General features: G+C 62.7%; 20 protein-coding genes. 8 read left to right on the top strand and 12 right to left on the bottom strand.

From position 1 onward, the window contains the following. Positions 1 to 49: 49 nt before the first annotated feature. Positions 50 to 2,374, bottom strand: coding sequence for a hypothetical protein (locus ACQK2G_RS12015; RefSeq protein WP_425405268.1), 2,325 nt, complete (start codon positions 2,372 to 2,374; stop codon positions 50 to 52). Between the two features lie 328 nt (positions 2,375 to 2,702). On the opposite strand from ACQK2G_RS12015, the gene folP reads away from it, so the two are divergent. From folP to ACQK2G_RS12000, 3 genes are all read left to right on the top strand, one after another. Beyond that, positions 2,703 to 3,635, top strand: a complete 933-nt coding sequence (gene folP, locus ACQK2G_RS12010; RefSeq protein ID WP_425405267.1) for a dihydropteroate synthase — start codon at positions 2,703 to 2,705, stop codon at positions 3,633 to 3,635. Continuing rightward, positions 3,632 to 4,135: a 2-amino-4-hydroxy-6-hydroxymethyldihydropteridine diphosphokinase gene (gene folK, locus ACQK2G_RS12005; protein WP_425405266.1), complete on the top strand. Its 504-nt coding sequence runs from the start codon at positions 3,632 to 3,634 to the stop codon at positions 4,133 to 4,135. The genes folP and folK overlap by 4 nt, the downstream gene beginning before the upstream one ends. A gap of 279 nt (positions 4,136 to 4,414) precedes the next feature. Further along, positions 4,415 to 4,732 (top strand): helix-turn-helix domain-containing protein, encoded by a 318-nt coding sequence (locus ACQK2G_RS12000; protein ID WP_425405265.1) that lies wholly within the window; start codon positions 4,415 to 4,417, stop codon positions 4,730 to 4,732. A gap of 176 nt (positions 4,733 to 4,908) precedes the next feature. Here the strand turns inward: ACQK2G_RS12000 and ACQK2G_RS11995 are convergent, their stop codons facing one another. The 11 genes from ACQK2G_RS11995 to ACQK2G_RS11945 form a co-directional block, all read right to left on the bottom strand. Beyond that, on the bottom strand, positions 4,909 to 5,688 hold the full coding sequence (locus ACQK2G_RS11995) for a vWA domain-containing protein (protein ID WP_425405264.1): 780 nt from the start codon (positions 5,686 to 5,688) through the stop codon (positions 4,909 to 4,911). Positions 5,689 to 5,707: 19 nt separating this feature from the next. Continuing rightward, complete coding sequence (locus tag ACQK2G_RS11990) at positions 5,708 to 7,498, bottom strand: acyl-CoA dehydrogenase C-terminal domain-containing protein (RefSeq protein ID WP_425405263.1); 1,791 nt, start codon at positions 7,496 to 7,498, stop codon at positions 5,708 to 5,710. Positions 7,499 to 7,568: 70 nt separating this feature from the next. Then, the gene (locus ACQK2G_RS11985; RefSeq protein WP_425405262.1) at positions 7,569 to 9,023 is read right to left on the bottom strand and encodes an FAD-binding oxidoreductase; all 1,455 of its coding nucleotides are present in this window, start codon (positions 9,021 to 9,023) and stop codon (positions 7,569 to 7,571) included. Between the two features lie 121 nt (positions 9,024 to 9,144). Then, on the bottom strand, positions 9,145 to 10,557 hold the full coding sequence (locus ACQK2G_RS11980; protein WP_425405261.1) for a hypothetical protein: 1,413 nt from the start codon (positions 10,555 to 10,557) through the stop codon (positions 9,145 to 9,147). A gap of 133 nt (positions 10,558 to 10,690) precedes the next feature. Further along, the gene (locus ACQK2G_RS11975; RefSeq protein ID WP_425405260.1) at positions 10,691 to 11,077 is read right to left on the bottom strand and encodes a Na+/H+ antiporter subunit G; all 387 of its coding nucleotides are present in this window, start codon (positions 11,075 to 11,077) and stop codon (positions 10,691 to 10,693) included. Positions 11,078 to 11,091: 14 nt separating this feature from the next. Beyond that, a complete protein-coding gene (locus ACQK2G_RS11970; protein WP_425405259.1) occupies positions 11,092 to 11,361 on the bottom strand; it encodes a K+/H+ antiporter subunit F in 270 nt (89 codons plus the stop codon). Then, positions 11,358 to 11,849: a Na+/H+ antiporter subunit E gene (locus ACQK2G_RS11965; protein ID WP_425405258.1), complete on the bottom strand. Its 492-nt coding sequence runs from the start codon at positions 11,847 to 11,849 to the stop codon at positions 11,358 to 11,360. The genes ACQK2G_RS11970 and ACQK2G_RS11965 overlap by 4 nt, the downstream gene beginning before the upstream one ends. Positions 11,850 to 11,862: 13 nt before the next feature. Continuing rightward, positions 11,863 to 13,410: a monovalent cation/H+ antiporter subunit D gene (locus ACQK2G_RS11960; RefSeq protein ID WP_425405257.1), complete on the bottom strand. Its 1,548-nt coding sequence runs from the start codon at positions 13,408 to 13,410 to the stop codon at positions 11,863 to 11,865. Beyond that, complete coding sequence (locus tag ACQK2G_RS11955; protein WP_425405256.1) at positions 13,407 to 13,748, bottom strand: Na+/H+ antiporter subunit C; 342 nt, start codon at positions 13,746 to 13,748, stop codon at positions 13,407 to 13,409. Before ACQK2G_RS11955 ends, ACQK2G_RS11960 begins: the two co-directional genes overlap by 4 nt. Then, positions 13,749 to 16,658 (bottom strand): monovalent cation/H+ antiporter subunit A, encoded by a 2,910-nt coding sequence (locus ACQK2G_RS11950; protein ID WP_425405255.1) that lies wholly within the window; start codon positions 16,656 to 16,658, stop codon positions 13,749 to 13,751. 218 nt (positions 16,659 to 16,876) lie between these two features. Then, positions 16,877 to 17,848, bottom strand: coding sequence for an L-threonylcarbamoyladenylate synthase (locus ACQK2G_RS11945; protein WP_425405254.1), 972 nt, complete (start codon positions 17,846 to 17,848; stop codon positions 16,877 to 16,879). A 178-nt stretch (positions 17,849 to 18,026) separates the two neighbouring features. On the opposite strand from ACQK2G_RS11945, the gene parA reads away from it, so the two are divergent. The 5 genes from parA to ACQK2G_RS11920 all read left to right on the top strand — a co-directional run bounded on the left by parA (position 18,027) and on the right by ACQK2G_RS11920 (position 22,418). Beyond that, positions 18,027 to 18,659: a ParA family partition ATPase gene (gene parA, locus ACQK2G_RS11940; RefSeq protein ID WP_425405253.1), complete on the top strand. Its 633-nt coding sequence runs from the start codon at positions 18,027 to 18,029 to the stop codon at positions 18,657 to 18,659. Between the two features lie 59 nt (positions 18,660 to 18,718). After that, the gene (locus ACQK2G_RS11935; protein ID WP_425405252.1) at positions 18,719 to 19,168 is read left to right on the top strand and encodes a MaoC family dehydratase; all 450 of its coding nucleotides are present in this window, start codon (positions 18,719 to 18,721) and stop codon (positions 19,166 to 19,168) included. Between the two features lie 121 nt (positions 19,169 to 19,289). Further along, entirely contained in the window at positions 19,290 to 21,119 is a 1,830-nt protein-coding gene (locus ACQK2G_RS11930) for an SLC13 family permease (RefSeq protein WP_425407641.1), read from the top strand. A 76-nt stretch (positions 21,120 to 21,195) separates the two neighbouring features. After that, the gene (locus ACQK2G_RS11925) at positions 21,196 to 21,915 is read left to right on the top strand and encodes an FkbM family methyltransferase (RefSeq protein WP_425405251.1); all 720 of its coding nucleotides are present in this window, start codon (positions 21,196 to 21,198) and stop codon (positions 21,913 to 21,915) included. A 23-nt stretch (positions 21,916 to 21,938) separates the two neighbouring features. Beyond that, positions 21,939 to 22,418 carry a GNAT family N-acetyltransferase gene (locus tag ACQK2G_RS11920; RefSeq protein ID WP_425405250.1) on the top strand — a complete coding sequence of 160 codons (480 nt, stop codon included), beginning with the start codon at positions 21,939 to 21,941 and terminating at the stop codon, positions 22,416 to 22,418. The last annotated feature ends 50 nt before the right edge of the window (positions 22,419 to 22,468 follow it).

The following is a 22,468-nucleotide window of genomic DNA, read 5'->3' as shown; positions in this document are numbered from 1 at the left end:
CGGGTCCCGGGACTCGCTATCGTGGTCGGCCTTTACAGGCCGGTGACGGTCAGCCGACCCGGAACGGGTTGCCGATGACGATGCGGTGGAACCCGCGGTCGCGCTTGTAGCCGATCATTTTCATATGGACATAGACCGGGCGCTTCAGGTTGTCGTCGGGCCAGTACTGGAAATACTGTCCGGTGCCGGTCGACGGCGTCAGACTGTCGAACATGGCGGCGTCGGCCGGAATATCCCGGACCGGAAAACCGAACTGGTCGGGCGGAAGGACCTTCGCGATCAGGTGGGCGGCTTTCTTGAAGCCGACTTCCGCGGCATCCGGATCCGAATAGAGATGGCTGTCCACTTGAAGGGCGACCAGGCGGTTGCCGTTCCGGCTGTCGAATTGGGCGATCACCGCGGCGGTGTCGTCCAGCCAGGACTCCGCCTTGAGCGAACAGGCGACGAACCCTTCACCGACCTGTTTGCAGACGTCGCTCCGGGACTTCACCGTCTCCAATGTGTCGGACCAGGACAGGCCGAACATCAGCGGGGCGTAGAGTGCCTGATCCGCGGCGAGAACCAATTTTTCCTGCACGTCGACATGTTTCGCGCGGGAAGCGAAATCGGCGGCACGCAGGCCTTCCCCGGTTTCGAAAGCGGGATCCGCGCCGAGCGCCAGCAAGGCCTCCACGCCGCGCCCGTCACCGATATAGGCCGCCTGCATCAGCGGCGTCATGCCTGTATCCGACACCCGGTCCGGATCGATGCCTACCTTCCGGACAATCGGGGCGATCCGTTTCAGGGTGGCTGCATCGGCGGAGCGTTTCAGGGCGTTCAAAATGCCGTCTGAGGGGCGGGCGCCTTCGGCCGCCAGGGCCTCCGCATGGGCGGGCCTGCCTTGAAGCAAGGCGAAGTCGAGCAGCGAGGTCAGGTCGATTCCGGCACCGGCCGTACCGCTGTCGATGGACCCGTTCGACAGGGAGGCCACTTCGACCGAACCCGATGGATTGGTGATCAGGGCCCGAAGGTCCGCGACCGTGCCGTTTTCGATCGCATCCGCCAGGGCGGCATGACGTGCGGCGCGCTCTTTCAACGCGGCGGGCTTGCGTTGCGGTCGAGGGAAAGCCGCTGCCTTTCCCAGCTGGGAGGCGTCGCCGGCCACCGCTGCCGTGAAGGCGGCGGGGACTGCCGTTTCCGCTATATCGGTGACGGCGAGCTGCAATCCTTCTTCCGCGCTGCTCTCGGCCAGTTGGACCTCTGTCGCGGGTGCCGGGGCGATCCCGGGTTGCGTAAAGACCTCCGCCGGCATCGGAAGGGAGGCCTGCATGATATAGGCCTCCTGTTCCGTCATCGGCGGGGCTGCGGTGTCGGTGGTTGCCGGCGTGGCAGGGTCGGTGAGGCGACGACCCGCGTCTTCCCGTGCCGGGCTGTTGGGCTTCGCCAGCACAGCCGCCAGACGATTGGCGGCCGGTTGGTCATGTTCAGCCTCCAAATCCTTGCCGGACGGGGCCGCGACGACCGCGGGCGTTTCCATGCGGAGCGCCGTGTCTGTTGGAGAAGCGGCGACTGGAGTCGGGGCGATTGGCGCAGGTGCTATTGCCGGCGTATCGGCGGTGGCCTCCGCCCGCGTGCGGCCCGAGGCCACGGGCCATTCGTTATTGCCGGGCGCCGCGTCTTGGACAATCGTTGGCGTTTCGACGATTTCCGGGGCGCTGGCCAAGGCGGTCGGATTGGCACCCGAGCCGGCGCCGATCCGTTCGTAGATGGCGGCGGCGATTTTGCCTGATTGCTCCGGCGCCATGGCCGAGACCGCGACACCGACGGCAAAGGCGCCGACCATCACGCCGGCCATCAGACGGGCCCGGGTGCGATCCCTGCGGGGCGCCGCGTCCTGCCTGCGGGTCGGGGGCCGTGCTTCATGCCGCATACGGACGAAATCGGCGGCGCCGAGATCGCCCCAGGCGGGCTCTGCCGTGTCCGGCTGGGCGACTGTATGGGGTGTCGCAACCGGGGTGTCCGCGCCTGCGACAGCATCCATGTCGCCGATTTCGGTTGCGTCGGACGGCAGCAGGGGCGCGATCGTGCCGACCAGGTCCATGCGCACATGGTCCGGACCGCGAAGCCCTTCCGGCCCTGCGAAGCGCGCGCCCGCGACACCGATCGTCACGATCTCATGGAACTCGGTCCGGCCTTGCCGGGCTTGAAAGCGGGCTTCCAGCAAACGAACGGCATCGAAGCCGCTGCCCTGCGCCATCGCTCCCGTCCGGATCATCGCCTCCGCGGCTTCCGCGATATGCTCGACATTCCGCCAGTGCCCCGCCTGCAGGGCCTGTAACCAGTATGTCTTGATGCCGATGTCGTTGGACACGGGCTGTTCGAATGCATTCGGCATGATGTGCTACTCTCGCCGTCTTCTGAGCGTCGCTTTGTTCGGGCGGAACGTAATCGCCGCACCCTATCGGACTTCAATCTGATTGCGAAAACTATATCGCAAAGTACTGATCAGGCAAAAATAAAAAGCCCGAAATTACGTCAGGCTCTACAAAACGTATCCTGTATTCGCAACCCGGATTACTTCCTACCCAAGTAATCTCAAAAGTAGGTTGTGCCCGCGATGGGACCGGAACGGGAAATCCGAACTTGTCACCCGGGCGGCTCAAAGGGTAGGCATCGCCTGACTTCACGCAATATCCGCATATTTGCCCGAGGACCGGAAACCGATGCAGGAGACCAAGCGCAAACCGCTGCCCGCCCTTCCGTGGAAAGACCGCTGCGCGATCATGGGCATCGTCAATGTAACGCCCGACTCCTTCTCGAGCGACGGTCTCGCCGATATGCCAGAGGCGGCGCGCGACGACGGGCTGGTCGCGCGGGCCGTCGCGCAGGCGGCGTCATTCATCGACAGCGGCGCGGATATTCTGGATATCGGCGGGGAAAGCACCCGTCCGGGGGCGGCCCCGGTGCCGGCGGGAGAGGAGATGGACCGCGTGGTCCCGGTCGTCGAGGCGATCGCGGAACGGTTTCCCGACACGTTGATTTCCGTCGATACATACAAATCGACGGTGGCGCGCGCGGTGTTGGATGCGGGGGCGCATATCATCAACGACGTCTGGGCCGGACAGGCGGACCCCGACATGATGTCGGTCGTCGAGTCATACGGCGTTCCCTATGTCCTGATGCACAACCGGGCCCGTTGGGGCGCCGCCAGTCAGGACGCCAGGATCGGCGGCAGTTACGAGGCGCCGCAATACAACAATTTCCTGGAAGATATCCTGCGTGAAATGTCGGCCATGGCCAAAACGGCGTTGGACGCGGGCATCCCGGCGGAACTGATCGTCCTGGATCCCGGCGTGGGCTTTGGAAAGACGCTGGATCAGAACCTGACCTTGATCCGCCGTCTGGGCGCGATCCGCGAGCTGGGATATCCGGTCCTGCTGGGGCCGAGCCGCAAAAGCTTCATCGGCAAGGTTTTGGATGTCGAGCCGGGCGAGCGGCTTATGGGGACAGCCGCCAGTGTCGCCGTCGGTGTCACCCAGGGTGCGGATATCGTCCGGGTCCACGATGTCCGGGCGATGACCGAGGTCGTTCGGATGACCGAAGCGATCCTGCGGAGCGGTGAGGCCCAACCGGCGGCAGCGGAGCAGGGCGGATGAGCCGACCGGTTGAGCCCGTTTTCATCGCGCTCGGATCGAATCTGGGGGACCGCGCCGGTCATATCCGATCGGCGGTCGCCCTGCTCGATGAAGCGGATGGATTCGACGTAACCGCCGTGGCGCCGTTATACGAATCCGCCCCGATGTATGTGGAAGACCAGCCGCGTTTCGTGAATACGTGCCTTATGGGCCGGTCCTCCCTGCCGGCGGATCGATTGCTGGCTTTGCTGAAAGCCGTGGAAGCGGAGGTCGGCCGGCGGGTCACGTTTCGAAACGGCCCGCGCGTCATCGATCTGGACATCGTCTATTTCGGATCCGAGACGGTCGATACTGGCGATCTGATCGTCCCCCATCCGCGACGCGGGGAGAGACTGTTTGTTCTTCAGCCCTTGGCGGACCTGTCGCCGGATTTCGTCGATCCGGCAACCGGCCGGACGATCTCGGCAATGATGGCGCTGTGTGACGAACCGTCGCTTCAACGTCTCGAAGAGGCCGACTGACGCGTCCTTTCGGGCCCGTTCCGCGTTAAACTCACGTTAACTGTTCCTAATATACGGTAGGAGCATACGGTTACGGGCGCGGCGATCATTTGCTGGCGGCTTAATGCATAGCCGCCATGCAGGGAAAGCATTGGCCAAGAATATAGCGACGCAGCATATCTTTTGTGCATCGCAACAATTTGGAAACAATGGAGCTGATCCGGGCTTTGAAGCAATCCGGAGAGCATAGCAGGCGGCCCCGCCTTCGAGGGGGAGATCGCCAGTGGTTTGGAGGCTGATATGACAAAAGAACATGGAATCAATATGACGACTTTGGCGCCGTGGGTATCGGGCGGAGCGTGGTTGCGCGGCCTGCGGGACAGCGCTGAAATCACCGCGCATGAGCTGGCCGAGCAGGTTGGCGCGCCGTCTGTCGTTTGGCTGCTCGAAGTCGAAGCGGGCCTGCGGCCGGTTCCGTCCTCGATGTACAAAGCCTATGCAAAGCATGTCGGTGTGGCGGTCAGCGATTTTGCCGCGACCTGCCTGCGCCATTACGACCGCAAGGCCTATGATGCGCTGTTCGGTACCGAAGCGCCGCGCCTGAGCGTCGCCGCCTAAACAGAGTTTAAGACAGCGGGACAAAGCGGCGGATTGCGTCGCTTCGAACCCGGCTGATTGGGACCCCACCCGCAAAACCCCGTGTCTTCAGGACGCGGGGTTTTTTGCACCGCCATGCGCTGCTCAGCAGCAGTCCGGGAGGGGGCACACCGACACTGCGCGGTGAGTTCCGCCGACTAGGACAACAGGTTCGACCCGCATGCTTTGATGATCGACAGGATCGCTTCCGCGGTGCCTGCGCCGGCCCAACGGGTTGAGGCGTAAAGCCCCCCGGTCGCGGCGGCGTAGCTTCGCATCAGGGCGGCGACTTCTTCGTCGGGCACATCGGTCAATCCGCTAGTCGGGACCTGGATGGCGGATATGCGGATGTCTTTTTCCAATGCCTGGGCGACGTAGGAAAGCGCGCGGCGGTCGTCTTCGCCCTGGACGAATTCGTCATCGAAGCCGCCAGGCCTATTGTCGGTGATCAGGACCAGGATGCGGCTATGGGCCTTCCAATCGCCGGTGAAGTTTCCGCTTTGCGAGCGGGATTCGGCGGAAAGGCCGTTGATCGCCGTGTTCATCGCCTCGTCGGAGGCCTCCGGTCCGCCATCCCCGCCGTCCGCACGCAGGGTTCGGATGCTGCGCCGCATCGATTGGGCCTTTTCGGCCGGGGTCGGGTCGCCGTTCAGGTCTTCCAGCACCCTGATGTGATCATCGAATGCGATCAGGCCGAGCCGATATTCGCCCAAGGATACCTTTTCCAGCAGATCGATGATATTCGCCGATTCCCGCTTCATCTCCCCGATCGCTGTGGCGAGGCTGAAGGTCGTGTCGATCAGGATGACCAGATCGACGCTGCCGCAGAGGACGACGGGCGGTTCTTCTTCTTCCTTCTCCGTATTTTGCCCAAAAGCCGCGGTCGCCGCCAAAAGCGGCACCAGGAAAGCCAGGTTGGTCAGAAGGCTACGGCGCATGGGCCTCCTTCGAGGTCGATCAGAACAATTCCTCTTCCAAAGCCATGACGGTAGCATGGCCGCCGATGATCGGGCCCAGCAGGCCGGCGGTCAGCGGCAGGATGTTCTCGGCATAGAACCGGGCGACCAACAGCTTGGTGTCGTAAAAGGCGCCATCCCCATTGGCGGCGGAGCGTTTCTCGACGGCGGTCTTGGCGACCCGCGCCATCATGGCGCCTCCGGCGGTCTGACCGAACAGGCGCATGTAGAGCGTGGAACTCGCATGGGCCGCATCCGGTGATTTTGCACCGTCCGTCAGGAGCCATTCGGTTGCCTGTTCCAGCGTATCGACCGCGGCGGCAAGGTTCCGCCGGATAATGGCGACCGCCTCGTCCTCGACATCGGCAAGGCCGTTCACGACCGAATGCAACTCGTCGATATACTCGTGAACGGCATCCCCGCCGTCGCGCAGGATCTTCCGGCCGATCAGGTCCGCGGCCTGGATACCGTTTGTGCCTTCGTAAATCGGGAGGATGCGGGCATCGCGGTAGTGCTGGGCCGCGCCGGTCTCCTCGATGAAACCCATGCCGCCATGCACTTGGACGCCCAGGGACGCCATTTCAACGCCGGTATCGGTAAACCACCCCTTGATCACCGGGGTCAGCAGGTCGACGCGTTTAGACGCCCAGCCCCGCCAGCTTTCATCCGTGTGGCGGTGGGAGATATCCAGCATGGTCATGGTATCGAGGATGAGCGCCCGCATCGCTTCGGTATGGGCCCGCATCGTCAGCAGCATCCGCCGGACATCCGCGTGGTGAATGATCGGGGCGGGCGCACCATCGGACGATGCGCTCTTGCCCTGCTTGCGTTCCTTGGCGAAGTCGCGGGCCTGCTGATAGGCGCGTTCCGCGATGGCAAGGCCCTGCATGCCGACGGCCAGACGGGCGTTGTTCATCATGGTGAACATGCATTCCAGGCCGCGATTCTCTTCGCCGACCAGATACCCGATCGCGCCCTCGTTGTCGCCATAGGCCATGACGCAGGTCGGGCTGGCGCCGATGCCCAGCTTATGCTCCAGCGAAACGCAGCGCAGATCGTTCCGCGCACCCAGCGATCCGTCTTCGTTGACCAGGAACTTGGGAACCAGGAAAAGCGAAATGCCGCGGGTTCCCGCCGGGGCGTCCGGCAGGCGCGCCAGCACGAGATGCACGATATTATCGGTCATATCGTGCTCACCATAGGTGATGAATATCTTCTGGCCGCGGATACGGTAACGGTCGCCGTCGCGCTCGGCCTTTGTCTTCACCAGACTCAGGTCGGATCCGGCCTGGGGTTCGGTCAGGTTCATCGTCCCGGTCCATTCGCCGGAGACCATTTTTTCGAGATAGATGCCCTTCAATTCATCCGAAGCGTGGGCGCTGATCGCTTCCACCGCGCCCTGGGTCAGTAGCGGACAAAGCGCCCAGGCCATATTGGCGGACTCGAACATTTCCTGGACCGCCGTGGTGATCGCCCATGGCAATCCCTGGCCGCCGAAATCCGGGTCGAAGGGGACGGAGTTCCAGCCGCCTTCGACATAGTGCCGATAGGCATCCTTCCAGCCGTCCGGCGTGCGCACCACGCCGTTTTCAATCTGTGCCCCTTGCTTGTCGCCCGAATAGTTCAGCGGCGCCAGCACGTTGCTGGCCAGCTTGTTCGCTTCGTCCAGGATCTGGCCGAGAAGCTCGGAGGTCGTTTCCTCGCCACCGGGCAGGGCCTGCAACTGACCCAGCAGACCCATTTCGTCGAACAGAAACTGCATGTCGCGGGTCGGAGCGGAATAGGGGATCATGAAAAACGGCTCCCTGGCATTGTCATAGGTCGTCGGTCTCGGCGCGCGAACGCCCCGCGGATTTTTCGGATCAGATGTCTAACACCTTGCCCGGGTTCATCAAACCCTGGGGGTCCAGCATCGTTTTCACTTGCCGCATCAGGTCCAGTTCAAGCTTGGCCTTATAGCGTTTCAACTCGTCGCGCTTGAGTTGACCGATGCCGTGTTCCGCGCTGATGGATCCGTTCAGATCGGCGGTGATGCCGTGGACGATGTCGTGAACCTGCGGCGACACGGCCATGAAAGCGTCCGGATCCATATCCTTGGGCTGGGTGACGTTGTAGTGGATATTGCCGTCACCGACATGTCCGAACGGGTAGGGGCGGATGCCGGGCATGAATTCCAGCAAGGCCTCGTTCGAGCGGCGGATGAAATCCGGCACCTTGCTGACAGGGACCGACACATCGTGCTTGATCGAGGCGCCTTCGGCCGCTTGCGCTTCCACGACCGCTTCCCGCAGGAACCATATATCAGCGCGCTGTTGTTCAGATTGGGCGATGACCGCGTCGATGACGACGCCGTCCTCGAAGGCCTTTTCCAGCATGGTTTCCAAGGCGTCGTTCATGCGATGTCCGGGTTCCAGTCCGGAAAATTCGAACAATACGTTCCAATCGTAACTGCCTTCCATCGCCCGCTTGGCGGTATCGATATGCTGATAGGCGAAGTCCAGCGTGATGCCGGCCAGCAATTCGAAACTGCTCAAGGCGTCGCCGCTGGCCGCGCGGGCGCGGGCCAGAAGGTCCAGGCAGGCATCCAGATCGCGGATCGCGCACAAGGCGGTCGCCCGTTCCTTCGGCAGGGGGAACAGTTTCAGCACCGCGGCGGTGACAATGCCCAATGTGCCTTCGGACCCGATGAAAAGCTGTTTCAGGTCGTAGCCGGTATTGTCCTTCCGCAACCGGCGCAGACCGTTCCAGATTTCCCCATTGGGCAGGACCACTTCCAGGCCGAGCACGAGATCGCGCGTGTTACCGTAGCGCAAGACATTGATGCCGCCGGCATTGGAGGCGATGTTGCCGCCGATCATGCAGGAGCCTTCCGCGCCCAGGCTGAGCGGGAAAAGGCGGTCCTCGGCCTCGGCCGCGTCCTGAAGGTCCTTCAACACGCAGCCCGCCTCGACCGTCATCGTATAATCGACCGGGTCTACTTCCCGCACCTTGTTCATGCGGGCCAGCGACAACAGGACCGACCCTCCGCTTTCATCCGGGGTGGCGGAGCCGACACGGCTGGTGTTGCCGCCCTGGGGAACGACGGGAACCCCGGCCTCGTGGCAGATCTTCATGATCGTGGCGACCTGGTCGGTCGTTTCCGGCCGGACGAGAAGCGCGCAGGCCCCATGATAGTAACCGCGCGTATCGACCAGCAGCGGCGCCAGCGTGTCCGCGTCCTGCGACCAGCCTTTCGGGCCAACAACGTCTTTCAGCTTGTTCAGTACTTCATCGGCCACGCTTGTTTGGGCGCGGCCACCATTTCCATCGGGCGCCATCGTTTCTTCCAAGGTTTATGGGGCAAATATTATAACCCCAATTTAGACCGCGCGCGCCGGTTTGGCGAGGTCGCGTCGCGTTAAGACTGCTTCGCCGCCGCGCGATTAATCGGCGGCACCATTATCGGCGGAAAATCTCGTCCCTGCGGATGGAAACGTCGTTGATCGCCATCGGGGCCAGATCCGGATCCCGTCTCGAAGAATATATCCAATCTACGACGGGTTTCAGGATTTGGTTTCCTTCGATAAGGGTGATGCATCCCGATATCTCGTCTTCGAAGCGACGCCCGTTCAAGCTCGCCAGCCAACGGGTGAAAAGGTCTGCATGGGCCTCGTAGTCTTCGCGGCCGACACTTTTGTCCTCCGACAACGTGACAAGCCGGCGGGCCAGTTGATGCGGGCGCCGGGCCAGTTCCGCGACCAGCAGGGGACGCATGCGCAGCATCACCGCGCGGGACGGTGCCGCGCCCAGGCAGGCGTCGTGCATCTGCTTGTAGCTGATCCGCTCCACCTTGTTGCCATATAGAAAAGCGCTCAGCACGGTGACGTCGAAATGGACGAGGTCGTGGGTATCGTTCAGTCGATCGATCTGTCGGATCACGTAGTTTTCGGTCTCGGCCTGAACGACGGCGTGCCCGAGAGCGACCAGGCCTTGGGCAATCAGTTTTCTATCGAGCGTGTAGATCTGGGCCAGAATTTCGAAATCCAGGGAGTAGGGCAGGAAGTAGCCCGCGTCCTGGGCGTGCAGATGGGCCGTTTCGAAGGCGTCACGGGCCGCTTCCTGTTCCGGCGAAACCTCGGGCGTGGCGCTGTTTCCTTCGCCAGCCGTGCCCATGGACTGGCTTTCGGCCTGACTTTGTTCCGCGGCCGCCCGCGCCTTGCCGTGATGTTCCTGCGCTCGGTCCAGGGCGGTCCTGACCAGATTGTTTATCTGCCGATCGTATCGCGAAACATCGCCGACCGTCTTCCCGGACAGGACGTCGCGAACCTGCTTATAGACCGCTGTTTCGCTGTGTTTGTTCCGCATGTAGCTGCGGACCAGAACGGACAACAATCGGCGAAACCCTTCGCGGAATTCCGGCGCAAACAGGAATAGCGGCGGGATCCCGTCATCCCGCACCTGCTTGCCGCGCCGGGGATGCTGGCGATCGCGCGCGCATAGAAAGGTAATAACGTCGCCCATGATCTCCGCCCCCCGTTCGACCACGGCGGCCTCTTCCTCCAGGAACGGATAGTCGTCTTTGACGGCGGTTTCGGCGGGTTCCGGTTCGTACAGAAGCGGCAGGATCCGTTCGCCCAACGCGGTTGCCAATTGGACCCGGCCGGGATGGCGGGATGTCTTCAAGGCGTGCAGATAGTCGAGAAGGTTCGCGACATCACGCCGTGCGGCACGCATGTCCGACGCTGCCTTGACGCTCGCGACCAGGGCTTCGACGACCTTCGCGACCGCGGCATCGACCTCTGCAAGGCTGCTGCCTGTTCGCAGGTCGGCGAACAGGGCCATGCTCTTGTTAACAGACACGTTGTTCGGCACTTGGAATCCCTCGTGTCACGCATGACTACACGACGGGCCGACGCAAAAATACCTTATTATTGTACGTCCGGTTGCAAGGATTACTGGACTGTTTGTGTCCGGCCGCCCCGCATTTGCTTTGAAAAGCCGGCGGTCAGGTTTGCTTGCCTTCCGCTTCTGCGCGGGCCTCGTCGCTTTCATAGGTTGCCCAGGGACGTTCCGTACCGGTTTCCGGCAGCGTCTTCGTGGTCTCGTTCCTGTGCAAATGGGTTTTGGCGATGAAATTGGCCGTGATTGGGGCGGTCAGGAACAGGAACAGCGTGATCAGCAATTCGTGGAAGGACAGGCCCCCGCCCAGAAACAGGAAATAGAGCATGGACGCGATCAACACGCCGCCGACGCCAAGGGTGGTGGCCTTCGTCGGCGCATGCAGACGGGTCATTGGATCCGGCAGCTTGATCAGCCCGAGGGAGCCGACGAAACCGAATATCCCGCCGATGACGAGGCAGGCGGAGATCAGGATTTCCACGACCATGTCCATGCCGGTCTCCTTCCTTACTCGATGATGTCGCCGCGCAGCAGGAAGCGCGTATAGGCGACGGTGGAAATGAAACCGGTCATGGCGAGCAGCATGGAGGCCTCGAAATAGATCGCGCTGCCCTGCAGGATGCCGTACAGGCCGAGCAATGCGATCGAATTGATCACCATCGTATCCAGCGCGAGAATTCGATCGCCGACGCCGGGCGCCTTCACGACGCGGTAGAGATTCATCAGCAGCGCCAGTCCGAAACAGGCCAGGGCGAAGATCAACGCATAATGGATCATTCGAAAATCTCCTTCAGGCGGCGTTCATAACGCTCCTTGATCTCGTCCCGCACTGAATCGGGGTCCGGCGCATGCAGGCAATGGATCAACAGACTGCGTCCGCAGGCCGAGACATCGCTGGAGACGGTGCCGGGCGTCATCGTGATCGTCCCGGCCAGCACCGTGATCGCTTCCGGCGTACGGATATCTAGCGGGATCGTCACCCAATTGGGCTGCATGTCGCTGTTGCGTTTGAACAGGATGATCTGCGCGACGATGACATTGGCCACGACGATATCCCACAGCACGATCAGAACGTATTCGACGATCTTGGGCAGGTTGGCCAGGCGCGGGCGGTTCGGCCAGTAAGGGGCCGTCATGATCGGGATCGCGAGACCCAGGATCACGCCGAGGACCAGATTGCCGAGGCTGAAGGAATTCATCAGCATCTGCCAGACCACGATCAGCAGCAGCGTGAGCAGGGGATGCGGCAGGATCTTGCGGAACATCGTCGTGCCTCCCTTACCGTGCGCCGAGGACGCCGGAGATATAGATCTCCGGAGTGAAAAGCTGGCTGGCGGTCGCGCCCAGGAATTCGTTCACCGGACCGGCGAAGACGCTGAGCAGGACGGTGGCCGCCAAAAGCAGGCCCGTCGCGGTCAAAGGCAGTGCAGAAGCGGCCGGTGAAGGCGAGGGCTGCGATGGTTGCGGTGCGGGCTCTTCCGGCGGCGATGCGGCATCCGGTTCCGTCGTCTTCCAGAAGACCTTGCTGCCTGCCTGGGCGAAGCCGAGGACCGCGACCAGCGTGGTTGCCAATATGAAGGCCCAGATCAGCCAGACGTCGTCGCTGACGCGCACCGCATCGAGGATCATCAGCTTACCGATGAAACCGGATAGCGGCGGCATGCCGGCGCTGGCGATGGCGGCGGCGAAGAATAGGGACGCGATCATGCCGTGCTGGGCCAAAGCCGGTCCGGGGACAAGCGCATCGCCGATGTCGCCGCGGCGTTCGCGTACCAGATCGACCACCAGGAACAACATCGCGCCCGCGATCGTCGAATGGATCATGTAGTACAGCGCCGCTTGCGTCGTCTCAGGCGTGAAGACCGAGATTGCAATCAGCAGCGTGCCCATCGAGCCGATGGCGGAGAAGGCCGCCAGCCGTCCCAGGCCGCTGGCGCCCAGCACACCGATCATGCCGATCGTCAGGGTCGCCAGGGTGACGCCCAGGAACCAGGGATCGAGCAGGTTGCCAACCACCGCGGCATCCGGCCCGAAGACCAGGGTATACATCCGCAGGATCGCGTAGGCGCCGACCTTGGTCATGATCGCGAACAGGGCAGCGACGGGGGCGGGGGCTTCGGCATAAGTTTCCGGCAGCCAGAAGTGAAGCGGCAATACGGCGGCCTTGATTGCGAAGACCAGCAGCAGCAGCATCGCGCCGACCCGCAGAAGGGCGGTGTCGTCCGCCGGAAGTTCCGCCACGCGCACCGCCAGGTCGGCCATGTTCAGCGTTCCGGTGACGGCATAGAGCGTGCCCAGCGCGAACAGGAACAGCGTCGAGCCGAGCAGGTTGTAGAGCACGTATTGCAGACCGGCCCGGAACCGGCGGCGGCCGCCGGCATGGATCATCAGCCCGTAGGAGGCGATCAGCAAAACCTCGAAGAAGACGAAGAGGTTGAAGGCGTCGCCGGTCAGAAAGGCGCCGAAGATCCCCATCAGCTGGAACTGGAACAGGGCATGGAAATGCTGCCCGCGGGAATCCCAGCCCGATCCGATGGCGTAAAGCGCGGTGATGAAAGCCAGCACCGCCGTGATCAGAACCATCAACGCGGAGAGGCGATCCAGTACCAGCACGATACCGAACGGGGCGGGCCAATTGCCCAGTTCATAAACGCCGATCCGTCCGGAGGAGGCCTCCAGGACGAGACCGACGGCGATGGCGACAAGGGCGACGCAGGCACCGAGCGAGAAAACCCGCTGCAGGCTCAGGTGATGGCGCATGGCCACCACGATCAGGGCTGCCATCAGGGACGGCAGGACAACCGGGGCAATGATCCAATGATTCATGAACCTGCCTCTCGATCATCGCCGATATTGACCTCGTCGGTCCGGGCCGAGAGGAACGCGCCGAGCGCCAGCAGCACCACCACAGCCGTCATGCCGAAGGAAATCACGATGGCCGTGAGAACCAGGGCCTGCGGCAGCGGATCGGTATAGGCGGCGGCGCCGTCGTTCAGAACCGGCGGCAGATCCACCGTTAGCCGCCCGGTCGCGAAAAGGAACACATTAACCGCATAGGACAGCAGCGAGATTCCCAGGATCACGGGAAAACTGCGCAGCCGCAGCACGAGATACAGGCCCGCCGCCGTCAAAACGCCGATGGCACTGGCCACGAGGATTTCCATCTACGCCTCCTTTCCGGCGGGCACGGCCGCAGTTTCCGACGGTTCCCCGGCCGACATGTCGACCGCCGTCCGGGCCGGATCGATGTCCATGGGGACCAGGTTCACCGTTTCCCCGCCGCGTCGTGCCATGCTCGACAGGCTGTCCAGCGCCAGCATCACCGCGCCGATGACGCAGAGGAAGACGCCGGTATCGAAGGCCATCGCGGTCGCCAGTTCGAATTTCTCCAAGGGCGGGATCGTGACGTAGCCGAAATCGCTGGTCAGGAACGGCCGGCCCGCGAACCAGGCACCGACCCCGGTGAAGCAAGCGACCAGGACACCCAGGCCGATCGTGTTGTGATACGGAACCCTCTGGCGCGCGACCGCCCAGGCGAAACCGCTGGCCATGTATTGCATCACCAGGGCGATGGCGACGACCAGACCGGCGATGAATCCGCCGCCCGGTTCGTTATGGCCGCGCAGGAAGATATAGACGCCGACCATCAGTGCGATCGGCATCATCACGCGGGACGCGATCACCATCATCAACGGATGCCGGTCGCCGGCCTCCGCCGTATCCAGGGCGCCGCTCGCCAGCCACCGTCCGCCCGGTCCGCTCAGCACGGATTGCGTCAGCGCATAGATCACCAGGGCCGCGATGCCGAGGACGATGATCTCGCCGAACGTATCGAAGCCGCGGAAGTCGACCAGGATCACGTTGACGACATTCGTGCCGCCGCCGCCGGAATAGGAATTCTCGAGATGATAGGCGGAGATCGATTCCTGCGCGAAATCGCCCATCAAGACGGCATAGGTCAGCCCGGCCAGGGCGAGGCCGCCGGCCGAAGCGATGATCCCATCCCGCAGGCGGCGTCCGACCGTGCTTTCCTTCGGGCTGGTCTTGGGCAGGAAATTGAGCGCAAGCAGCAGCAGGATGATCGTCACGACCTCCACCGAAATCTGCGTCAGCGCGAGGTCCGGGGCGGAGAAATAGACGAAGCCGAGGGAAACGATCAGCCCGACGACGCCCATCAGGATCAACGCCAGCAGACGGTTGTGGTGCAGCGCCACCATCCCCAGGGAGCAGACGATCAGCAAGGCCCAGCCGATGGCGGGCACGGCGGCGATCTCAAGCGGTTCGCGCACCGGCGCGGCGGCTTCCCCGCCGGTCCAGGCGAACAGGCCGGCCGCGATAACCGCGACCGCGAAGACCGCGGCGAAGCGCGACAGCGATCCGTCATGCAGACGGTCGGTCACGCCGCGGCTCAACAGCGTCGCCGCGCGGGCGATCGCGTCGAAGATGACCTTCGCCTCCGGTCGCGGCGCGGATTCCCAACGCGGGGCGAACAGGGGATGCGCCTTCAGCAGGACCGCACCGCCGGCGACCGCGACGATCGACATGAACAGCGCGGGCGTCACGCCATGCCAGAGCTTCAGCGAGAAATAGGGCAGCTCGCCGCCGACGACCGCCCCGGCGGTGGTGCGCACCAGCGGCTCGACCAGGCTGGGAACGAGGCCGATCAGCACCACCAGCAGGACGAGGAAGCCCGGTGCCGCCCACATGCCGTGATAGGGATCATGCGGCTTGGCGGGATAATCCTCGCGCTTCGGGCCCAGAAAGACATGCGCGATATAGCGGAAGGAATAGGCGACCGAGAACAACGCGCCGAGCGTGGCCAAAGCCGGGACCAGCCAGGGCGAACCCGCCCAGACGGTATGGGCCGCTTCCTCCAGCATCATTTCCTTCGACATGAAGCCGTTCAGCGGCGGAATGCCGGCCATCGACAGGGCCGCGACGGCGGCGATGGTGAAGGTGATCGGCATCAGATGGCGCAACCCGCCGAGGCGCTTGATGTCGCGGGTATGGGCCTCGTGGTCGACGATCCCGGCGGTCATGAACAGCGCCGCCTTGAAGGTCGCATGGTTGATGATGTGGAACACCGCGACGACGGCGGCGATCGGTGTCCCGAAGCCCAGCAGCATGGTGATGAAGCCGAGATGGCTGACCGTGGAAAAGGCCAGCAGCGCCTTCAGGTCATCCTTGAACAGGGCGATCAGCGCGCCCAGCACCATGGTGATCAGACCGATCGTCGCGACGATGTAGAACCATTCCGGCGTGCCGGCCAGGACCGGCCAAATCCGCGCCATCAGGAAAAGACCCGCTTTCACCATGGTCGCGGAATGCAGATAGGCGGAGACCGGCGTCGGCGCCGCCATGGCGTGCGGCAGCCAGAAATGGAACGGGAACTGCGCCGATTTCGTGAAGCAGCCGAGCAAAATCAGCAGCAGCGCCGGCAGATAGAGCGGCGACGCTTGAATCGCATCCTTGTTCTGCAGAATGACGCTGAGGTCGTAGCTTCCGGCGATGTCGCCCAGGATCAGCATGCCCCCGATCATCGCCAGGCCGCCCATGCCGGTCACGGTCAACGCCATCCGCGCGCCCTGGCGGCCCTCCGGCAGATGCTTCCAATACCCGATCAGCAGGAAGGAGGAGAGGGAGGTCAACTCCCAGAAGATCAGCAGCAGCAGAATGTTGTCGGACAGGACGATCCCGACCATCGCGCCCTGGAACAGCAGCAGATAGGTATAGAACTGACCCATCGGGTCCTGCCGCGACAGATAGAACCGCGCGTAGAGAATGATCAGCAGGCCGATGCCGAGAATCAGTCCGGCAAACAGCAGTCCCAGCCCGTCCAGGAAGAAATTCACGTTCAACCCCAGCTGCGGCAGCCAGGGCAACTGGAAATGCAGCACATCTCCGCCTATCACGGCGGGTGCGCAGATCATCAGCATCGTGAAGGCCAGCACAGTCGGCACGGCCGCTGTCACGGCGCAGACATTCCTGCCTGCCTGGATCATCAGACCCGGGAACAGCGCGCCGACAAACGGCAACATCGCGATCAGTGGCAGGAAAGTGCCGACCGATTCCATCTATCGATTTCCCCTACGTCTCCCGTGCACCCCAGTGGTTGGCGCGCAGTTTCTTTTCGGCCCTGGTATTTGTCCAGCGGCATGGTGCCTCCCTAATCCATCGGACACCATAAAGCCGGCCTCGGCGCATTCAACGCTTCGGCGATCCGCAAGTTGTTGGTGATGTAGGGAATTTCCGTGGTTTAACAAGTGTTTTTCGGTATTTGCGCAAGTGAATTTCAAGGCCGGGGGGCCGCGGCGCGGCGTAGACGATCGTTGATCGCGCGCCCCAGCCCTGATTCGGGGATCGGGGCGACGGCGATCGCCTCGGCGCCGGTCGCGTCCAATTCATGCAGCATGGCGAACAGATTGGCGGCCGCTTCCCGCAGATCGCCGGAGGGGCTCAGATTCAGGTCTGCTTCCGCTCCCGGCCCGAACCCCAGAAAGGCTTCACCCGTGGCGGGTTTCCGCGCATTCAGACGCACGGCGGCGCGAGGGGCGTAGTGACTGCTCAACAGGCCGGGACTAATGGGGGCGGGTACGTCGTCATCCGACGATTCGGTATAGGCGTGCTCCGGCATGTCGATGCTTTGACCGACAGTGTTTTCCAGCGCTTCCAGCGGCACTCCGCCGGGGCGGAGCAGGGCGACGCGGTCTCCCGTCACGTCGATGATCGTCGATTCCACCCCGATCCGACACGGACCGCCATCCAGGATCAAATCGACTGCGTCCCCCAGAGATTCCGCGACGTGTTGTGCCGTTGTCGGCGATATCCGGCCCGACCGATTCGCGCTCGGCGCTGCGATGGGACGGCCGGACAAGCGCAACAGGTCACGCGCACCGCCATGCGCGGGTACCCGGATGGCGACGGATGGCAGGCCGGCGCTGACCAGCAGGGACAGCTTCGTCCGCGGCTTGCGCGGCAGCACCATGGTCAGGGCGCCGGGCCAGAACGCATCGGCCAGGGCATGGGCTCGCGGGCTCTCCGCTGCGTATTTCCATACTTCAGAAATAGATGGAGAATGGACGATTAGCGGATTGAAACTAGGTCGTTGTTTGGCTTCGAATATTCGCGCGACGGCCGTGTCGTTCGTGGCGTCCGCCCCCAGACCGTAGACGGTTTCCGTCGGGAATGCGACGAGACCGCCGGCCCGGATCAGCCGGGCCGCTTCGTCCAATCCGGTACTGTCGAGTGGAAGAATCTTGGGCATGCGGCGGTTTATGCGCGGCAGGCGCGCGAACTGCAAGAAGAACGCCGTCTTGAACGGCGATCTTCGCAGGTGCAACATGACGAAGCGTAAAATCACGCTCTAGGCCGTTACCGGGAAATCTGCAGAATCTGCCCGGACATCGGCCGGCCCAGAAGATGGGGACCCAGAGGAGGGGTTGATGGCGACAGTCTTTACCGTTGCACAACAAAAGGGCGGTGCGGGGAAATCCACGCTTGCGGCCCATCTTGCCGTGGCTTGGCTGAAACAGAAGAAGACCGTAGCGCTGATCGATATCGACCCGCAGCACAGTCTGGGCCGCTGGTTCGAGGCGCGGATGGAGACGCTGGGGGCGGAGGCCGCGGGCCTGGGTTTCACGGAGGTGACCGGCTGGCGAACCCAGAAAGTCGTCGAGGATTTGGGGCGCAGCCACGATATCGTCGTGATCGACAGCCCGCCGCATGCCGAGACGGAAGCCAAGATCGCCATCCGTGCCGCCGACATGGTCGTCGTGCCGAGCCAGCCGAGCCCCATGGATGTCTGGGCGACCGTTCCGACCCTTGAAATGGCGAGCAAGGAGAAGTCGCCGGCGGTAATCGTGCTGAACCGCGTGCCGCCCCGCGCGGCGTTGACGGAGCAGATGATAGAGCGCTTGGGCGATTACGATGTCGGCCTGGCGAAGTCGTCGATCGGCAACCGGGTCGCCTTCGCGGATTCCATGGTCCGCGGCCTGACGGCTTTGGAAACGAAACCGTCGAGCATTGCGGCAACGGAGATGCGCGCCCTCGCCAAGGAACTGCTGTCAAAGGCGTAACCGGCTCTGCGCATTCGTCAGGTATTCATACAAGAAGTGCACATAAGGCGTTGTAAATAATGCATACACGGTATTTCGAGGACTTCTCGGTGGGCGACAAGTTCACCACGCGCGCGATCACCCTTTCCGAAGGTTTGATCCTCGAATTCGCGCTGATGTACGACCCGCAGCACATGCATACCGACAAGGTGAAAGCGGAAGCGGGGCCTTTCGGCGGATTGATCGCCAGCGGGTTCCAGACCCTGGCTCTGTCTTTCCGGCAGTTCTATGATCTTGGACTGGTCGTCCAGAGCAACATTATCGGGCCCGGCATGGACGAGGTCCGCTGGACCGCGCCGGTTCATGCCGGCGATACGATCCATTCGGAATGGGAAGTGCTCGAGGCCCGCCCATCGGAAAGCAAACCCGACCGGGGCATCGTGCGATGGCGCTGCATGACGTTCAACCAGCGGCACGACAAGGTGATGAGCTACGAGTCCGTCACCATCGTCAGGCGGCGATCCGAATAATACCGCCGAGTAACAACCGGGGCGGCCGGTTTCCATGCGGCCGCATGCAAATCCTTTCAATATCGGCAATTGTGCTACACTTATTAGCAAAACCAGCGGGAGACGCCTGTCCGTGGACTTGATGACCCTGCAAATGCTGGCCGTGTTCGCGCTCATCGTCGCGGCTTTGGTGCTTTACGCGACGGACAAGCTGCCGCTGGAACTGACGTCCTTTTCCGTCATTTGCGCTCTCCTCGTCCTGTTCCACTTCTTCCCGGTCTATGACGAGGCCGGCAAGCCGGCTCTGTCACCGATGGTGCTGCTGGCAGGCTTCGCCAGTCCCGCCCTGTTGACCGTCCTTGCCCTGTTGGTTCTGGGGGAAGGGTTGTCCCGTACCGGCGTTCTCGACCGGGTCGCTCTGCTGGTCCATCGCGCGGCGCGGGGGCAGCTTTCTGCCGCGCTCGCCATCGCGCTCGTGGTCGTCGCCCTGGTCAGCGCCCTGTTGAACAATATCCCGGTCGTGGTGATTTTCGTGCCCATCATGCAGGCTCTGGCCGCGCAGACTGGGCGACCGTCCAGCCGTTACATGATGCCGCTCAGCTACGCCGCCATCCTGGGCGGAATGACGACACTCATCGGGTCGTCCACGAACCTGCTGGTGTCGAACGCCTTGGCCGATTTGGGGGAGGCTGAGTTCAGTTTCTTCTCCTTCACCGTGCCGGGTCTCGTCGTGGCCGGCGCCGGTATGATCTACGTATTGTTCATCTGTCCGCGAATTCTGCCCGAAAACCCGTCGACCTCAGGCCAGGAAGGCGCGACGGGGAAGCAGTTCAAGGCGGATATCAGCCTGGAGGCCGGATCCCCCTATGTCGGTCTGGAGTCGGTAAGCGGCTTTTTCCCGGGATTGAAGGATCTGACATTGCTGGCGGTGTATCGGGATGGCCGGCCGATCTATCCGCCCTTTGATGAATTGCGCTTGAAGATCGGCGATACGCTCTCCGTCGCGGCCACGCGGGATCAGTTGCGGGCCGCCGTAAAGGACGACGTCACCGCGCTGTATCCGAGGCTGTCGAGCACGGTCGGTGAGGATGAACAGCCGCCAAGACTGGGCGGCGGTACCCAGTCCATGGCGGAAGTCATGGTCAAGCCGGACAGTTGGCTGATCGGCAGGACGCTGCGCCAGATCGGCTATCGGAACATGCGGGATGTCGTGGTCATCGGGCTGGAGCGACGAACCCGCATGCAGCGCCGCAAGATCGACGAAATCCCGTTGGAAGCGGGCGACATCCTGCTGGTTCAGGGGCGCCGGCGCGACATCCTGGACCTGCGCGGCAACAAGGACGTCATCCTGATGGAGTGGTCGGCCGAGACCTTGATCCAATCCCATCACGCGACCCGGGCCTCGGCAATTTTCCTGGGGGTGGTGGCGATGGCGGCCAGCGGGATCATGCCGACGGAGATCGCGGCCCTCTGCGGTGCCGCGCTGATGGTCCTCTCCGGCGCCTTGTCGCTGCAGGGCGCGATCAAGGCCCTGGACAGCAAGGTCGTGTTTCTGATCGCCGCGGCGCTGGCGCTCGGTGTGGCGATGCAGGAGACCGGCGGCGCCGCTTTCCTGGCGCATGGCATGTTGATTGCCCTGGGCGATGCGGAGCCGTCCATCGTGCTCGGTGTCTTCTTCCTGATGGTCGCTGTACTCGCCAATGTGCTCTCGACCAAGGCGACCGCCGTCCTGTTCACACCCATCGGGGTTGGGATTGCCCGGGAAATCGGTGTCCCAGTCGAGGCCTTTGCCGTCGCCGTGGTCTTCGCGGCGAACTGCAGTTTCGCCAGTCCGGTCGGCTATCAGACCAATCTCCTGGTCATGGCGCCCGGCGGTTACCGTTTCGTTGATTTCATCAAGGCGGGCATCCCCCTGATGTTGATCTGTTGGTTGGCCTTTTTCCTGTTTGCGCCTTGGTATTACGGCCTTTAGGTAAGAGACCGTCGGGCAGGCGCTGAATTGGCAGCACCGCTGGGCCAGTTATAACTTTCGGGGACCTTTCAGCCGTATGAGCATCGAATCCGTAAAACGCTGGTTCTGGATCAAGCGCACCGTCAACAAGATGCGCAAGCGGCCGAAACAGCCGCCGGAGAAGCTTGCCGCGGTGATCAAGGATCACAAGATCGACCTGGTCCTGGATGTCGGTGCGAATGTCGGCCAGACCGGGGAGATGCTGCGGGAGATCGGTTACAAGGGCCGCATCGTTTCCTTTGAACCCTTGCCCAGTGCCTATGCGGAACTGACTTCGAAGGCGGCGTCCGATCCCAAATGGACGGTCGCGCCGCGCACGGCGATCGGCGATAGCCTCGGCACCGCGACAATCTACGAAAGCGAAGCCAGCGACGTCAGCAGTCTGCTGCCCGCCAACGAGGACATGTACAAGGCGTTTCGCAAGACGCGGGTCGTGGGCGAGGCGGAAACGCCGGTCGCCACGCTGGACAGCCTGTATGACGAATACGTCAAACCCGGCGAGAGGGTTTACCTCAAGATTGATACGCAAGGGTTTGAAAAGAATGTTCTTATTGGCGCCACAGAAACTCTGAAAAAGGTGACCGGGCTGCAGGTCGAGCTGTCCCTCCTGCCGCTTTATGACGGCGAGACGACCTATCTCGAAATCCTGCAGATGATCCATGGCTTGGGCTTTCAACCCTTCATTCTCACCGAAACGACCTTCTCAGCGGATTTGCGGCGCCAGTTGCAGATCGATGCGATTTTCTTCCGGGACTAGGCTGGGACAGGCGGCTCACATTCATGAAATTTCGTAGGATTGAGCCGTCGGATGTGGACGCCGTCTTCAACGTGCGCCTCTCAACGCGGGAAAACGCGATCACGCTTGCCGAGCTCGAGGAGGAATACGGCGTGACGCCCACCTTGTTCGCGAAAGCACTGGAAGGAAACGTGGCGGGGTGGCTCGCCGAGGAAGACGGTCGGGTTGTCGGGTTCGCAACCGGGAATTGCCGCAATGGGGAAGTGCAGGTCCTCGCCGTTTTGCCCGAATATGAAAACCGTGGGATCGGCAAGGCTCTGCTGGCGTCGGTTTGCGATTGGCTGTTTGCGGCCGGGCATGAGCGGATCTGGCTTGGCGCCAATCCCGACCCGCATATCCGTGCGACCGGTTTCTACGCCAAGCTCGGTTGGCGCCGTTCCAGCGAAATGAAGGGCCAGGACGAAGTGCTCGTCCTATCACGGGCCGAGCCATCCGCACCGGGAAAGGCAGAATTGCAGAAATAGCGGTCGTTTTTGGCCGATCCGCGCCATCCGCCGGTTGACGGGGCAAGTGC

Source organism: Hwanghaeella sp. (assembly GCF_965227365.1).
In the GTDB taxonomy this organism is placed as follows: domain Bacteria; phylum Pseudomonadota; class Alphaproteobacteria; order UBA8366; family Aestuariispiraceae; genus Hwanghaeella.
The sequence above is the reverse complement of the archived record's forward strand: the minus strand, read 5'-3'. Positions and strand labels throughout refer to the sequence as shown.